This window comes from Antarctobacter heliothermus (assembly GCF_002237555.1).
Classification (GTDB): Bacteria; Pseudomonadota; Alphaproteobacteria; order Rhodobacterales; family Rhodobacteraceae; genus Antarctobacter; species Antarctobacter heliothermus_B.
In genome coordinates this window covers 2,112,716-2,127,212 of the sequence record NZ_CP022540.1, presented here as the reverse complement: position 1 = coordinate 2,127,212, position 14,497 = coordinate 2,112,716, and the positions used below count along the sequence as shown (strand labels likewise).

Below are 14,497 nucleotides of genomic sequence, written 5' to 3'. Positions count from 1 at the left end.
CATCAGGTGATTTCATGCCCGGCGGCGCGCAGGCGGCGGGCAATTTCAGCGATATGGGCGGGCCCGGTTTCGCAGCAACCGCCGACGATGGTGGCGCCTGCGTCGATCCATGTCATGGCGTGCTCGGCGTAGATGGCGGGGCTCATGTCACGGCGCGCCTGAAGCGAGGCCGCCGTGGACCCGCCGTCGAGAAACGCCTTGGTGATCATGGTGAAGGCATTGGCGTAAGCGCCTAGCGGCACGCCCGAGCCAGAGAGGGCGCCCAGCGCGGCGGGCATCGCCTCGGGTGCTGAGCAGTTGGCCAGAGCCGCGTCCGCCTCTGACGCGATGCGCGCCGCCTCTGCCAGCGGCTCACCAGAGCGCAGGCGGGTGCCGTCCTCATCATCGACGGTAAAGGCCAGCCAGACGGGTTTGTCTGTCTGGCGTCCGGCGGTGAGGCAGGCGCGCGCCGCGTCGAGGGAGGCGATGGTTTCGAAGATCAGCAGATCGACGCGAGGGGCAAGGAGGCCTGCAACCTCTGCATAGAGCGGGATCGCGGTGTCCAGATCGGGATGCAGATCAGCGCGGTAGCTGGCCCCCAGCGGACCAATCGACCCGGCGAGGCGGCAGCGGTCGCGCACGGCATCCGCCTCGGCCAGCGCGGCGTGGTGCAGGGCGTTGAACTGGTCCTGCATGTCGGGGATTGTCGCGCCATCGGCGGCGTAGTGATTGCCGGCCCCGCCGCGCAGCCGGTCGCGGTGGATGGCATAGGTGTTGGTTGTGGCTACTGTTGCGCCCGCATCGGCGTAGTCGCGGTGCACCTCGGCCACCAGACCGGGGCGGTCGATCACGACCTGTGTCGACCACAGCGGGCTGGCCGGTTGCCCGGACCGTTGGATCAGTTCCTGTCCCATACCGCCGTCGAGAAGAGTTATCGCGGTCACAGCTCTGCCTCCCGTGCCAGATCGCGGCTGCCCAGCAGGATCGCCGCGCCAATCATCAGCCCGCCCGACACACGGTTCAGCATCCGCCCGGACAGCTGCAGCGGTCCCGACAGGACGCGGGTGGCGGCATAGCCCCAGAGGATCAGGATCACGCCATCGACCAGCAGATAGGTGCCCCCCAGCAGAACAAGTTGCGGGACGATGGGCGACGCTGGATCAATGAATTGCGGGAAAAGCGCGCCGAAAAACACCACCGCGTAGGGGTTGGCGGCGGAGGTGAAGACCCCCTGCCGGAACAGCACCCGGCGGCGCGCAAGCGGGGCTGCGCCCGGCCGGTCCGTTGTGGGTGCGCGCACGATCAGGCTGAGGCCGATCCAGATCAGATAGGCCACGCCCGCCCATTTCACCCAGACCAGCACGCTGGCCGAGGTCGCAATCACCGCAACCAGCCCAAACCCCGCCGCCGTCATCTGCACGACGTTCGCGCCAAGATCGCCCGCCACGGTCCACAGGCTGCGCCGCAGGCCGTGCCGCAGGCTGTTGGACATGATCAAAAGCTGGCTGGTGTCCGGGGGCGTCACGAAGAAGGCCGCCAGTGCCGCCAGATAGATCAGATAAACCTCGACCGTCATGCGCGCAGTCTTTCGTTCTGCGGATCCCAGAGCGGTTTGTCCTCTTGCACCACGGCGCGGCATTTCTGGCCAAAGATGTCGATCTCCACCTCGGTGCCCGGCAGCGCCAGATCGCTGCGGATCATGCCCAGCGCAATGGAGGCGTCGATGCGGTGCCCCCAGCCACCCGAGGTTGTCTCACCTACGATTTCGCCATCGTGCCAGACCGTCGACATGTAGGGCGCATCCGCCGCGCCTGCGTCCACGATCATGGTGACAAACCGCTTTTTCGGCCCTTGTTGTTTTTCCGCCAAGAGTGCCGCTTTGCCGGGGAAATCCTGCGGCTTGTCGAGTTTGACGAAGCGGTCCAGACCGCCCTCAAGCAGGGTGTAATCGGTGGACAGATCGCCTTTCCACGCGCGATAGCCTTTTTCGAGGCGCAGGGAATTTAGCGCGTACATGCCAAAGGGTTTCATCCCCAAGGGCATGCCTGCCGCCATCAGTGCGTCATGGACTTTCGGCGTGTCCTCTATCTTTGAGTGCACCTCCCAACCCAATTCCCCGGCAAAGCTGACGCGGACCAGTTGAACCCATGTGCCGTCCAGTGGCGCCGATTGATGGGTCAGCCAAGGCTGCGACAAGTCCGCCTGTGTCAGGCGGGCCAGAATGTCGCGGGATTTCGGTCCGGTCAGGATCTGGCAGGAGAAGTCGCGCGTCACATCCGTCAAGGTGAATGCCGCGTCGGCGGGGGCATGGCGTTGCAGCCACTCAAGGTCATGCCATTGCGCCGCCGCTGCGGTGATCAGGAAAAAGTCATCCTCGTCCAGTCGCATGGCGGACATTTCGGTCACGATGCGGCCCCGGTCATCGGCGAAGTACAGCAGGCCGATGCGACCGACCTTGGGGATGCCGCCGGTACACAGGCCACGCAGGAACTCTGCCGCGCCCGCACCCTTGAGCCGGTAGCGCGAGAACCCGGGCAGATCGAGGATGCCGGCGGCGTCGCGCACCGCAAGGCATTCCTCGCGGATGCGCGCCAGCCACGGGCCATTGCGTTCCCATGTGTGGGTCGCCTCCTCCGAGGTGTCGTCGCCGGGCATGGCGTACCAGTTTGCCCGCTCCCACCCGTTGTAGGCGCCCATGACCCCACCTTGTGCCGTGATCCGGTCGTGCACCGGCGACAGTTTGCGATCGCGGGCGGCGGGCCATTCGTGGTGCGGGAAGTGCATGGCGTATTCGTGGCCGTAGACCTCTACCGCCTTGTCGATGCAATACTGCGGGTCGGTGTAGTCGGTGTAGCGGCGCGGATCGACCGACCACATGTCCCATTCGGTCTGGCCCTCAGTCACCCATTCGGCCAGCACCTTGCCCGCGCCCCCCGCCTGTGTGATCCCGAAAGTAAAGACACAGGCCTCAAACGCGTCGGGAACGCCGGGCATGGGTCCGATCAGCGGCAGGCCGTCGGGGGCATAGGGGATCGGGCCGTTGATATTTCGGCCCACGCCACCCTCACCCAGCAACGGTACCCGCGCCATCGCGTCCTCGATGTACCATTCCAGCCGCTCCAGATCGTCCGGGTACAGCTGAAAGCTGAAATCCTCGGGCATCGGATCGTCGGGCGTGATCCAGTGGGCTTTGCAATTGCGCTCATAGGGGCCGAGGTTGAGACCGTTCTTTTCCTGCCGCAGGTAATAGCTGCTGTCGACATCGCGCAGGAGCGGCAACTTGCCGTTTGCGTCGGACCATTCTTTCAGCGCCGGAATTTCCTCGGTCAGGAAATACTGGTGGGACATGACGGCCATGGGGACCGTGCGCCCGCCGTAGGGCTTGAACCACTCACCGACCCGCTGGGCGTAATAGCCCGCGGCGTTGACGACCTTTTCGCAGCGGATGTCGCCCTTGTGTGTGTGGACGATCCAGCCGCCACTGTCCCGACTGACGCCGGTGGCCGGGCAGAACCGTTCGATTCGCGCCCCGGCCATGCGCGCGCCCTTGGCCAATGCCTGGGTCAATTGCGCCGGGTCGATGTCACCGTCGTCGGGATCATACAGCGCCCCGGCAAGGTCATGGGTCTCAAGGAACGGATAGCGCGCCTTGAGGTCCGACACCGCAAGCATCTCCAGATCAAGCCCCTGATAGCGCCCCATGGAACAGGCCCGTTCGAACTCTTGTACCCGCTCCGATGAATGGCCAAGGCGGATCGACCCGGTGACGTGGTAGTTCATCGGATAGTCGACGTCATCGGCCAGCCTGCGATACAGATCCAGCGAATAGCGCTGCATGTTCATCACCGCCCAGGACGTGCTGAACGAGGGGCAGTTGCCCGCCGCGTGCCAGGTGGATCCGGCAGTCAGCTCGTTCTTTTCCAGCACGACCACATCCCACCCGGCTTTCGCGATGTGATAGGCACAAGAGGCCCCCACCGCACCGCCGCCGATAATGACCACGCGGGCCTGTGTCGGAAACTCGGACATGATCGCCTCTCCTTTCAACGTGTCTGCGGAACGCCGTCCGCGATGTCGTAGTAATCGCCCTTGTCGGCGGTAAAGATGTGCTTTTCCAAACGCAGGCCGGTGGGGGCATCCAGCGCCCCAAGGGCAAAGCTCATCGTGTCCTCGGCATGGGCATGCCAGAACAGAAAGCTGCCGCAGGTCGGGCAAAAGCCGCGCTGGGCCGTGTCGGAACTGTCATACCAGCGCACCGAACCTGCGATGGTCAGCGCGGCCTTGGGCACATAGGCAGAAGCCCAGAGATGACCGGATTGCCGGCGGCACTGGCCGCAATGGCAAACGCTGGGCCCCTGCGGCGGGGCATTGGTTTGAAAGGTGATGGCGCCACAAAGGCATTGTCCCTTGGTCATGCTGCTGGCTCCTGTCGAAAAAAAGGCGCGAGACCCGCTGTTTCTTCTGTCTTCAAATATCCCCGCCGGAGGCATTCCGCCCTCGCCCGATGCACCACGTCATAGGTCAAAAGCACCGCGCTCACGTCAATACACCGGGGGGGCGATGACCCAGATTGCCACTGCAACCGCGTCATAGGGATTGGCCCAGCGGAACGGTTCACCGCGAATGCGGAAACTGTCGCCGGGTGAGATGGTAAAGCGGTCTTCGCCTATGGTCAGGTCCAGTTTGCCCGAAATCAGATAGCCCACCTCTTGCGTCGGTCGCTGTACCGTCTCTCCGATCTCGGAGTGGGCCTCGAAGGTGGAGTGCACCATCTCAAAGTCATCGGTGAGATCCGGCGACAACAGTTCTTCGACGAGGCCGGTGATCCGCGACCCGATGGGACGGCGCGCGCCGTGCCGCACGATCCGGCCCGCCTCTGGTCCGGCCACCGCGCCGTGACGGGCCAGCATCGAGACAGAGACGTCCAGCGCCTTTGCGAGGTGCCGCAGGTCAGTGATGGACGGATCGGACAGGTCGCGCTCTACCTGGCTGAGCCAGCCGACGGAGCGGCCCAGCCGATCCGCCAGTTGCTGCAAGGTCAGCCCACGGGTGCGCCGCAGCGCCCGGAGATCGGCGCCAAGGGTGGTAGGCAAGGGTTGCGGGTGGGACATGAGACGAGTCGTGAAAAATTGCGGTTGAATTTCACGGTGGCACGAGCCCGTGAAATTTCAAAGCACTTTTTCACATGATCAGGCCGCGTTCTGAAACACCGCATCCAGAATGGCCTGCAAAGCAGTGGCGTCCTCTGGCGTGAAGGCGTTTGGTTGGTCGCTGTCGATGTCGAAGACCGCGATCAGCCGCCCTGCCCCGTCGCGCACCGGCAGGACCAGTTCCGACCGGGTGGATGTGGCGCAGGCGATATGGCCAGGGAATTCCTCAACATCGGCGACGATTTGTACCTGTCCGGTGCGCGCGCAAGCCCCGCAGACGCCGCGCGAGAAGGGGATCACCAGACAGCCATGCCCGCCCTGATAAGGGCCGATTTTCAACAGTTCCGGTCCCACGACGCGGTAAAACCCCGTCCAGTCAAAGCGGGAGTCGGCATGGTGTACCTCACAGGTGACGGTCGCCATCAGGGACACGGCGTCGGTTTCGCCTGCGGTCAGGGCGGCGATGGTCTGGGTCAGGGTTGCGTAATCAATCGCCATGGTGCGCCTTATTTCGAGGACAGGACCGGGGGCGCTGCCCCCGGACCCCCCGGGATATTTAAAGACAGAAGAAACGACGGGTGTCAGATCCGTTCGATGGCTACGGCTGTGCCCTCACCGCCGCCGATGCAGATCGCTGCGATGCCGCGTTTAAGCCCGCGTTTTTCCAGCGCGTTCAGCAGCGTGACGATGATGCGTGCGCCCGAGGCGCCGATAGGGTGGCCCAGTGCGCAGGCGCCGCCGTTTACGTTGACGATGTCGCGCGGCAAGCCCATTTCCTTCATGAAGGCCATAGGGACCACAGCGAAGGCCTCATTCACCTCCCAGAGGTCCACATCACCGATTTTCCAGCCGATCCGTTCCATCAATTTTCGGGCCGCGGGCACCGGGGCGGTGGGGAACAATGAGGGGGCTTGTGCATGGCTGGCGTGGCCGAGGATTTTGGCGCGCGGGGTTGCGCCCGCCGCAATCGCCGCGTCCAGCGTCGACAGCACCAGTGCGGCGGCCCCGTCCGAGATCGACGAGGAATTTGCGGGTGTTACCGTGCCGTCCTTGCGGAAGGCCGGTTTCAGCATCGGGATCTTTTCCGGGCGCGCCTTGCCCGGTTGTTCATCGGTGGTGATGACCTCTTCGCCGTGGCGCATGTGCAGGGTGACCGGCGTGATCTCATCGGCAAACGCGCCCGAGCGTTCCGCATCCAGAGCATTCGACAGCGAGGCAAGAGCGTATTGATCCTGTGCCTCACGGGTGAACTGAAACGCCTCAGCGCAGTCTTCGGCAAAGGTGCCCATCAGGCGGCCCTTGTCGTAGGCATCTTCCAGCCCGTCGAGGAACATGTGGTCCACCACCTGACCGTGGCCGATCCGGGCGCCGCCGCGCATCTTGGGCAGCATGTAGGGCGCTTGCGTCATCGATTCCATGCCGCCCGCGACGATGGTCGAGGCAGTGCCCAGCGCCAGTTGGTCCCATGCGATCATGGCAGCCTTCATGCCCGATCCGCACATTTTGTTGAGGGTGGTGGCCGGGACCTCTTCGCCCAGCCCGGCGGCGAACCCGGCCTGACGCGCGGGGGCCTGTCCTTGACCTGCGCCCAGAACGCAGCCCATCAACAGTTCATCCACCGCTGGCCCACCGGACTGAGCCAGCGCCGCGCGGATCGCCGCGCCGCCCAACATGCTGGCGGGCTGTTCGGCAAACACGCCCTGAAATCCGCCCATCGGTGTCCGGGCCGCCCCTGTGATCACAACCGTCTGCATGTGCATGTCTCCCTTTGTCAGGATCTGCATACAGAATGGTAAGGATTGCCGTCTAGTGTCCAGCCGACCTGAAAGAAAGAGGACCGCATGCAACTGACCACGCATCTTCAGGACGGTGTCGATATCATCACCGTCGACGCCACCCGGATCGACGCTGCCGTGGCGATCCAGTTCAAGGATCGCATGCGCGAGGTTCTGGGCACCGACAAACCGCGCTATGTGTTGGATCTGCATCAGGTGGAATTCATCGATTCCAGCGGGCTGGGCGCCATTGTCGCCGGGATGAAGCTGTTGCCGAAGGGACGCAAGCTGGAACTGGCTGGCCTGCGCCCTGCCGTCGACAAGGTGTTTCGCATGACCCGGATGGATTCGATCTTTGCCATCCACCCATCCGTCGAAGCCGCTGCCTGTATCTGACCCCGGACCGGAGCGACAGATCATGCAAGCGGAGCGGTTGGACGACGGCGCTTTTCTGATTTCCTGTCGGATGGACAGCACCCCCGACGATGTCCAGTCCTCGCTGCTGGACATCAACACTCTGCTTCAGGGTGAGGAAATCGCGCCGCCGCCCGACAGCATATGGGAATTGGTGGTGGCAGAAGTTCTCAACAATATCGTCGAGCATGCCTATCAGGACCGCGCCGGGGGGGACATCCTGCTCAGGCTACGTTTCGGCCATGAACGTCTGACTGTCGAGTTCACCGATTTCGGTCTGCCGATGCCCAGCGGCATGGCGCCCGATGGCGCACTCGCCAATGTGGACGTGCCCGTAGAGGAATTGCCCGAAGGCGGCTTTGGCTGGTTTCTGATCCGGTCGCTCAGCGAAGACCTGACCTATTGCCACGACGGCGGGCGCAATCTGCTGACGCTGGCGATATCGCTGGCGCCCAAGGGGCCGCACGGCACGTCATCCTGACAAGCCGGCCGGGTACCTAAAACCCTGAACCGATTGTCGCTGAAAGGCCCACTCCGCGCCTCAATGTCGCCCGCATTCCCGGTCAGAAACGGTCTTGTAGCTGCATATAGCTTCACTCGGCACCGTGCGTTTTCAGCCCCCACCCAGTGCACGGTGCCGAGGCTACTTTCCCCGAACATCGCTCTGGACATCTGCACGAAACGCACCTGTTCGAACCGCGCAGATCCGCCACGATATCACCCGTAGCATACCACATTTCCGCCCCTTTCGAGTCGCACTAAAGAGGGGTAGCTGCATATGGCTTCCCTCGACGTTGCGCGTTTTCAGCCCCCACCCAGTGCGCGGCGTCGAGGCCTTTGCCCCTCCCCTCAGATTGACCTTACCTGAAGCGCTTCTATGCTCGACCGGAAATTGAGGGAGCACGACAGCGCATGCGCGATTTTCACAAACCCGGCCGATCGGCGGTCTTTGCCCTGAACGGACTGTGCGCCACGTCCCATCCGTTGGCCGCGCAGGCGGCGGTCGAAATCCTGCAACGGGGCGGCAACGCCATGGATGCGGCGCTGGCCGGGGCCACGATTTTGGGGCTGGCGGAACCGGCGATGACCGGGCTGGGCGGGGATTGTTTTGCGCTGGTCTCTCCGGCGGGGGGTGACGAGGTGATCGCCGTGAACGGATCAGGACGCGCACCGATGGCCGCCAGCGCCGAGGCGTTGCGGGCGGCGGGGCATGACACCGTGCCACCCACCAGCGCCTTTGCCGTAACGATCCCCGGCGCGGTCGATGCGTTCTGCACCATGTCAGACACATGGGGACGGCTGGGCCTGTCCGATTGTCTCGCCCCGGCGATCCGCTACATGGACGAGGGCGTGCCGGTGGCGCCGCGCGTGGCGTTTGACTGGATGGAAAGCTCTGCCCAGCTTCAGGGGGATGCCCGCAGACATTTTCTGAACGACGGGGCCGTACCGCGTGTCGGCGACATTTTTCGGCTGCCGGGCAATGCCGAGGTACTGCGCCGGATCGCGGCACAGGGCCGCGACGGGTTCTATTCTGGCGAGGTGGCCGAGGACATGTGTGCCGCGCTCAACGCTGGCGGCGGGGCACATACGCTGGACGATTTCGCAACGACGGCCTGCACCATCGGTGCGCCGCTGTCGGGGGGGTACAAGGGACGCGAGCTGTTGGAGACGCCGCCCAATGGGCAAGGCGTGACGGCGCATCTGATGCTGAACATCCTGTCGCATTTCGATTTGGCGGCGATGGCGCCCTTGGGGGCGGATCGGGTGCATATCGAGGCGGAGGCGGCCAAGCTGGCCTATGACGCGCGCAATCGGTTCCTTGCCGATGCGGATCATATGACCCGGCTGGATCACCTGCAAAGCCCCGAGACGGCGGCGCGGCTGGCGGCGTTGATTGATCCCAAACGGGCGATGGCAGCGGCTGCGCCACTGACCGAAGAGGTTCACCGTGAGACGATCTATATCACCGTCGTGGATCGCGACCGGATGGTGGTGTCGTTGATCTATTCGGTGTTCAACAGCTTTGGCTCGGGGATTGCGTCGGACAAGTTTGGCATCCTGTTTCAGAACCGTGGCGCGGGCTTTACCCTGCAAGAGGGGCATCCGAACGAGATGAGTGGCGGCAAGCGGCCGATGCATACGATCATCCCGGCGATCCTGATGGAAAAGGGGCGCGTGGCCATGCCCTTTGGGGTCATGGGCGGGCAGTACCAACCCAATGGGCACGCGCGGGTGCTGACCAATATGATCGATTTTGGGATGGACCCGCAGGCGGCATTGGATGCGCCGCGGAGTTTTGCCGAGAAGGGCAAACTGATGCTGGAGCGGGGCTTTGATGAGGCGGTCGTGGCCGAACTGGCCGAGAGGGGCCATGAGATCGAGGTGCCCGGCGCGCCGATCGGGGGCGCTCAGGCAATCAAAATCCATGAGAACGGCGTGCTTGAAGGGGCCTCGGACCCGCGCAAGGATGGCTGTGCCATCGGGTATTGAGGGGCGGGCATTGAGGCGGCTGTCCACGCGTGGACAGCCTGCGGCCTGTGTAAGATCAATGGCTTACAGAGGCGTTTTTACGTTTCGTTAGGGTTTGGAGGCCCCGAACCGCGTCCGGGGCGGGTCTGTGTGCGCTGTCAGGTCAGTAGGAATACTGGCCGTAGATCTTGCTGAGGTCGCCGTTCCAGTCGCCGTGGTAATGGTCCAGCAACTCATCAGAGGGCACCTTGCCGGTCTCCACGCTTTCCTTGAGCGCGTTCAGGAAGTGGGTCTCATCCGGCACTAGGCCCCCTGCCCCCGGACGGGCGCGGGCGACAAGGCCGGCCTCACAGATGTCCAGGAGTTCGCGCGCCAGATCGTGCATCTTAATCGACCCCACCTGCGCCTGAAGCCCGTCGCGGGTGGCGGCAAGGCGCAGCGCCTCGCGGGTGTCCGCGTCCCAGCCCTTGGCCAGATCCCACGCGGCATCCAGCGCGGTCTGGTCGTACATCAGCCCGACCCAGAAAGCGGGCAGCGCGCAAAGCCGCCGCCACGGGCCGCCGTCCGCGCCGCGCATTTCGATGTATTTTTTCATCCGGGCGTCGGGAAAGGCGGTGGTCAGGTGATCGGCCCAGTCGGACAGCGTTGGCGTTTCGCCGGGCAGCGCGGGCAGTTTTCCTGCCATGAAATCGCGGAAGGACATGCCCAGCGCATCGACGTAAACGCCGTCGCGGTAGACAAAATACATCGGCACATCCAGCGCGTAGTCGACCCAGCGTTCAAAGCCAAAGCCGTCTTCGAACACAAAGGGCAGCATCCCGGTGCGCGAATCGTCCAGTGTTTCCCAGATCTGCATCCGCTTGGATTTCACGCCGACGGGCTTGCCCTCAAAGAACGGCGAATTGGCAAACAGCGCGGTGGCCACGGGCGACAGGGCAAGGGCCACGCGCATTTTCTGCACCATGTCCGCCTCTGACCCGAAGTCGAGGTTCACCTGCACGGTGCAGGTGCGGCGCATCATCTGCTTGCCGGTGGTGCCCACCTTGTCCATGTAGGCATCCATCAGCTTGTACCGTCCTTTGGGCATCAGCGGCATCTGGTCATGGGTCCAGATCGGGGCCGCGCCCAGTCCGATAAAGCCAACGCCAATTTCGTCAGCAATGTCTTTGACCTGCGCCAGATGTTCGTTCACCTCATCACAGGTCTGGTGGATGGTTTCCAAGGGTGCGCCGGACAGTTCCAGCGCCCCGCCCGGTTCCAACGACACGTTTGCGCCGTCCTTGGTCAGGCCGATGATATGACCGCCCTCCAGCACCGGCTCCCAGTTGTGGCGGTCGCGCAGCCCTTCGAGCACGGCGCGGATGGATCGGTCGCCGTCATAGGGCAGCGGTTTCAGCGAATCCTTGCAGTAGCCGAATTTCTCATGCTCGGTGCCAATGCGCCAATCGTCCTTGGGCTTGCAGCCCGAGGCCAGATATTCGGCCAATTGCGCCTGAGACGTGATCGGCCCGCCGCCGGATTGAGGGATAGACATGTCGTTCTCCGGATCTGGTGGCCGTTGTGGCCTAATCTGTTGTCGCCAATCGGACAGAGTGTCAATGCAAGCGACGTGCCGCATCGCGCACAGAAGCCGCGCGCCAGATGACAACTGTATGTGCGGCGCGCTCTTGCATTTGGCGCAGCATGTGTTCGGTGCGGATGCCCGGCAGGGTGGCGAAGGCATCAAAAAGCTGATCCGCGCCCTTGGCGGTCAGCGGGATTTCAAGGCGCGGCTGGCCCGGTGCCATCAGCAGCCAGACCGGCGGTTTCGAGGCGGGATCAAGGCTGAGCGCCTGTAGCGCCTCAAGATCGACGATGCCGCCGGAGAGTGGGCCGAAATAGCTGATCCTGCGTTCGACCACCTGCACCACGCCGGGGCCATCATCGCCGGTGCGAAAGCGCGCCCGCTGAATGCCGGTGACGGTGAGGGCTATGCCAAGTGCGATCACCACATAGCCGATCCAATGCAGCAGGCCACCGCCCGTCAAAAAGGCCCAATAGAGACCCAAAAGGACAACACCGACGCCAATCAGCGCCTCTTGCCAGCGTTTGATCACGGCAGCGGCGGCGGGGCGGATCATTGCGCTATGCCAAGCTCTGAGAAACTGAAATGCACATGGTATTTCATCAATCGGAGATTCGGGATCGCCCGCGCCGCCGCAATTGTGCGTCTATCGAATTCATGCGCCACGATAATTCCGGCCACTGATCGCGCCGGCTCTTCTTCCAGCAAGTCTCCCATGTAGCCAAGGATTTGCGCAATGACTCGAGGATCAGTCTGTCCCGCTTTCAACTCGACTACGACAAAGTCCTTTGCTTCATTTTCGCAAAGAATATCGATGTAGCCAGAGGCAACGGACCGCTCCACACCGTCATCGACAATGCTCAGGTCTTTGCCTAGCGACAAAATATCCCGACGAAGCGCAGCTTGCATGTCCCTTTCCAATGCCAGTTTGTGGCGCTCAGGTTGGGCGGTAGCGACTCGATCAGAGAATTCGGCTTCTGTGTCGCCTTCGTCGTCGAGAGGAACCCCGTCGGTTTCTTCCAGAAACCGGCCATATCGCAGCGCGGCGTTTTTGTAAGAGGCCAGATTGTTTCTGATATTGCCATTGAATTGAATTCGAGACGGGTTGGGGCGACCAAGGCGTTCATCTTCGGTCGAGTAAGTGAGCTCTCGAATCACTTCCTCAAACGTGTTGGAAGCAATCAGATCGTCAATGGGACCATAGCATTTCTCAACCTTACCGACGCGATGCAATTGCGCGCCTCGGGTATTTTCAGCATACCCTTGGCGTTCCATCCAGATTTCAAAGTCGTTGCGCATCAAGCACTCCTGTCATGCAAAACTAGTGGCATTTCCACATCTTAGATGGGCCAACCAGTACATTCCGCCACTGTCCTCTGGCGGGGCGGATCATTGCCAGTCTCCAAGCGTGGTTTGCCAGATCGTCAGGGCAGCGACGGCGGCGGTGTCGGCGCGCAGGATGCGCGGGCCAAGGGCTATGGCATGGGCATAGGGCAGCGCGTGCAGTTTTGTGCGTTCCGCGTCGGAAATGCCGCCCTCTGGCCCGATCAGGATGGCCCATGGGCCGGGGGTATTTGGCAGGGCGGTGGCGGCACCGGCGCGGGCCTCATCGCAGAACATCAACTGGCGGTCCTCTGGCCAGTCGGCCAGCAGTCGGTCGAGGCGGGTGAGGTCAGCGACCTCTGGCACATAGGTCGCGCCGCATTGTTCGGCCGCCTCTGTCGCGTGGGCCTGCAGGCGGTCCTGCCGGATGCGTTCAGAGTTCGTAAAGGCGGTCTGCACGGGCAGGATGCGGCGCGCGCCCATCTCAACCGATTTTTCGACGATGAAATCGGTGCGTGCCTTTTTGATCGGGGCAAACAACAGCCAGAGGTCGGGCGGCAGGGTTTGCGGCGCGGTTTGGGCGCGGCAGACAAGGGTGCCGCCGCGTTTGCCGGCCTCTGCGACCTCGGCCCGCCATTCGCCGTCGGTGCCGTTGAACAGGGCCACTTGTGCGCCCACTGTCAGCCGCATCACGCCGAACAGGTAATGCGCCTGCTCCCGCGACAGGCCGACCTGTTGTTCCTGCCCCAAGGGGTGCTCTACATAGAGGCGGATTTTTGGCGTCTGCACTGTCATGGGGGGAACATATGTCCGGCACGCAAGAGAGACCAGAGGCCGAGGGTCAGGTCGCGGATGCTGTTCAGGGCAACTGGGTCGATTTGTATGCCCCTGCTTGGACGCGCCCCTATCTGCGGCTCAGCCGGGCGGACCGGCCGATTGGCACATGGCTGCTGTTGCTGCCGTGCTGGTGGGGGTTGCTGTTGTCGATGATCCACGACGGGCAGGCGAGGTGGTTTGACCTGTGGATCTTTGCCGGCTGCGGGATCGGCGCGGTGCTGATGCGCGGCGCGGGCTGTACGTGGAACGACATCACCGACCGGGGGATTGACGGGTCGGTGGCGCGGACGGCGTCGCGGCCGATCCCCTCGGGGCAGGTGACGGTGAAACAGGCGCTGATGTGGGCGGTGGTTCAGGCGCTGATCTCATTCGCCATATTGCTGAGCTTTCCGCCCGCCGCCATCGTGCTGGGGGTGCTGAGCCTGTTGCCGGTTGCGGTCTATCCCTTTGCCAAGCGGTTCACATGGTGGCCGCAGGTGTTTCTGGGCATCGCCTTCAACTGGGGCGCGCTGCTGGCGTGGACGGCGCACAGCGGGCAGCTGGAGTGGCCGGCGGTGCTGTTGTATCTGGCGGGGATGGCGTGGACGCTGTTCTATGACACGATCTATGCCCACCAGGACACCGAGGACGACGCGCTGATCGGGGTAAAGTCCACCGCACGGCTGTTTGGGGATGAGACCCCGAGGTGGCTGAAGCGGTTCCTTGTGGCCACGGTTGTGCTGATGGGGCTGGCGATTGTCATGGCCGCGCCGGATGGCAACCTGCTGGCGCTGATCGTGATGATCGCGGGGCCATGGGCGATGGGCTGGCACATGGTCTGGCAGTTGGGACGGGTGAAACTGGATGACAACGACCGATTGCTCAGTCTTTTCAGGTCGAACCGGGACGCGGGGCTGCTGCCTGTGCTGTTTTTCGCCATCGCCCTGATCGCCTGATTGCAGAGGCCCCCGTGCTTGCGTATCAGGAATTGAAATAACAAGGAAAAT

The 14,497-nt window shown here is 63.3% G+C and carries 15 protein-coding genes; 4 read left to right on the top strand and 11 right to left on the bottom strand.

Translation table 11 applies throughout. The features are described 5' to 3' along the window. Positions 1-2 precede the first annotated feature (2 nt). The 7 genes from ANTHELSMS3_RS10090 to ANTHELSMS3_RS10060 all read right to left on the bottom strand — a co-directional run bounded on the left by ANTHELSMS3_RS10090 (position 3) and on the right by ANTHELSMS3_RS10060 (position 6,883). On the bottom strand, positions 3-923 hold the full coding sequence (locus ANTHELSMS3_RS10090; protein WP_094034754.1) for a homocysteine S-methyltransferase family protein: 921 nt from the start codon (positions 921-923) through the stop codon (positions 3-5). Beyond that, a complete protein-coding gene (locus tag ANTHELSMS3_RS10085) occupies positions 920-1,555 on the bottom strand; it encodes a LysE family translocator (RefSeq protein ID WP_094034753.1) in 636 nt (211 codons plus the stop codon). Before ANTHELSMS3_RS10085 ends, ANTHELSMS3_RS10090 begins: the two co-directional genes overlap by 4 nt. Beyond that, positions 1,552-4,008: a GcvT family protein gene (locus ANTHELSMS3_RS10080; protein WP_094037043.1), complete on the bottom strand. Its 2,457-nt coding sequence runs from the start codon at positions 4,006-4,008 to the stop codon at positions 1,552-1,554. Before ANTHELSMS3_RS10080 ends, ANTHELSMS3_RS10085 begins: the two co-directional genes overlap by 4 nt. Before the next feature lie 14 nt (positions 4,009-4,022). After that, positions 4,023-4,394 (bottom strand): GFA family protein, encoded by a 372-nt coding sequence (locus tag ANTHELSMS3_RS10075; protein WP_094034752.1) that lies wholly within the window; start codon positions 4,392-4,394, stop codon positions 4,023-4,025. 126 nt (positions 4,395-4,520) lie between these two features. Further along, positions 4,521-5,090, bottom strand: a complete 570-nt coding sequence (locus ANTHELSMS3_RS10070; protein ID WP_094034751.1) for a helix-turn-helix domain-containing protein — start codon at positions 5,088-5,090, stop codon at positions 4,521-4,523. Positions 5,091-5,168: 78 nt separating this feature from the next. Further along, positions 5,169-5,627 carry a GAF domain-containing protein gene (locus ANTHELSMS3_RS10065; RefSeq protein WP_094034750.1) on the bottom strand — a complete coding sequence of 153 codons (459 nt, stop codon included), beginning with the start codon at positions 5,625-5,627 and terminating at the stop codon, positions 5,169-5,171. Positions 5,628-5,710: 83 nt separating this feature from the next. Next, complete coding sequence (locus tag ANTHELSMS3_RS10060; RefSeq protein WP_094037042.1) at positions 5,711-6,883, bottom strand: thiolase family protein; 1,173 nt, start codon at positions 6,881-6,883, stop codon at positions 5,711-5,713. Positions 6,884-6,970: 87 nt separating this feature from the next. Between ANTHELSMS3_RS10060 and ANTHELSMS3_RS10055 the strand changes: the two genes are divergently transcribed. The 3 genes from ANTHELSMS3_RS10055 (at position 6,971) to ANTHELSMS3_RS10045 (ending at position 9,808) form a co-directional block, all read left to right on the top strand. Beyond that, positions 6,971-7,300, top strand: a complete 330-nt coding sequence (locus ANTHELSMS3_RS10055; RefSeq protein ID WP_094034749.1) for an STAS domain-containing protein — start codon at positions 6,971-6,973, stop codon at positions 7,298-7,300. A gap of 22 nt (positions 7,301-7,322) precedes the next feature. Next, a complete protein-coding gene (locus ANTHELSMS3_RS10050; RefSeq protein ID WP_094034748.1) occupies positions 7,323-7,799 on the top strand; it encodes an ATP-binding protein in 477 nt (158 codons plus the stop codon). A gap of 431 nt (positions 7,800-8,230) precedes the next feature. After that, entirely contained in the window at positions 8,231-9,808 is a 1,578-nt protein-coding gene (locus ANTHELSMS3_RS10045) for a gamma-glutamyltransferase family protein (RefSeq protein ID WP_094034747.1), read from the top strand. Positions 9,809-9,950: 142 nt separating this feature from the next. Here ANTHELSMS3_RS10045 and ANTHELSMS3_RS10040 read toward each other — a convergent pair whose 3' ends face one another. The 4 genes from ANTHELSMS3_RS10040 to ANTHELSMS3_RS10025 all read right to left on the bottom strand — a co-directional run bounded on the left by ANTHELSMS3_RS10040 (position 9,951) and on the right by ANTHELSMS3_RS10025 (position 13,469). After that, entirely contained in the window at positions 9,951-11,321 is a 1,371-nt protein-coding gene (locus ANTHELSMS3_RS10040) for a glutamate--cysteine ligase (protein ID WP_094034746.1), read from the bottom strand. Between the two features lie 61 nt (positions 11,322-11,382). Next, the gene (locus ANTHELSMS3_RS10035; RefSeq protein WP_094034745.1) at positions 11,383-11,907 is read right to left on the bottom strand and encodes a hypothetical protein; all 525 of its coding nucleotides are present in this window, start codon (positions 11,905-11,907) and stop codon (positions 11,383-11,385) included. After that, the gene (locus tag ANTHELSMS3_RS10030) at positions 11,904-12,650 is read right to left on the bottom strand and encodes an endonuclease NucS domain-containing protein (RefSeq protein WP_094034744.1); all 747 of its coding nucleotides are present in this window, start codon (positions 12,648-12,650) and stop codon (positions 11,904-11,906) included. Before ANTHELSMS3_RS10030 ends, ANTHELSMS3_RS10035 begins: the two co-directional genes overlap by 4 nt. A gap of 90 nt (positions 12,651-12,740) precedes the next feature. Next, positions 12,741-13,469 carry a 16S rRNA (uracil(1498)-N(3))-methyltransferase gene (locus tag ANTHELSMS3_RS10025; RefSeq protein ID WP_094034743.1) on the bottom strand — a complete coding sequence of 243 codons (729 nt, stop codon included), beginning with the start codon at positions 13,467-13,469 and terminating at the stop codon, positions 12,741-12,743. A gap of 11 nt (positions 13,470-13,480) precedes the next feature. Here ANTHELSMS3_RS10025 and ubiA point away from each other — a divergent pair, with 11 nt between their 5' ends. After that, on the top strand, positions 13,481-14,446 hold the full coding sequence (gene ubiA, locus ANTHELSMS3_RS10020; RefSeq protein WP_094034742.1) for a 4-hydroxybenzoate octaprenyltransferase: 966 nt from the start codon (positions 13,481-13,483) through the stop codon (positions 14,444-14,446). The last annotated feature ends 51 nt before the right edge of the window (positions 14,447-14,497 follow it).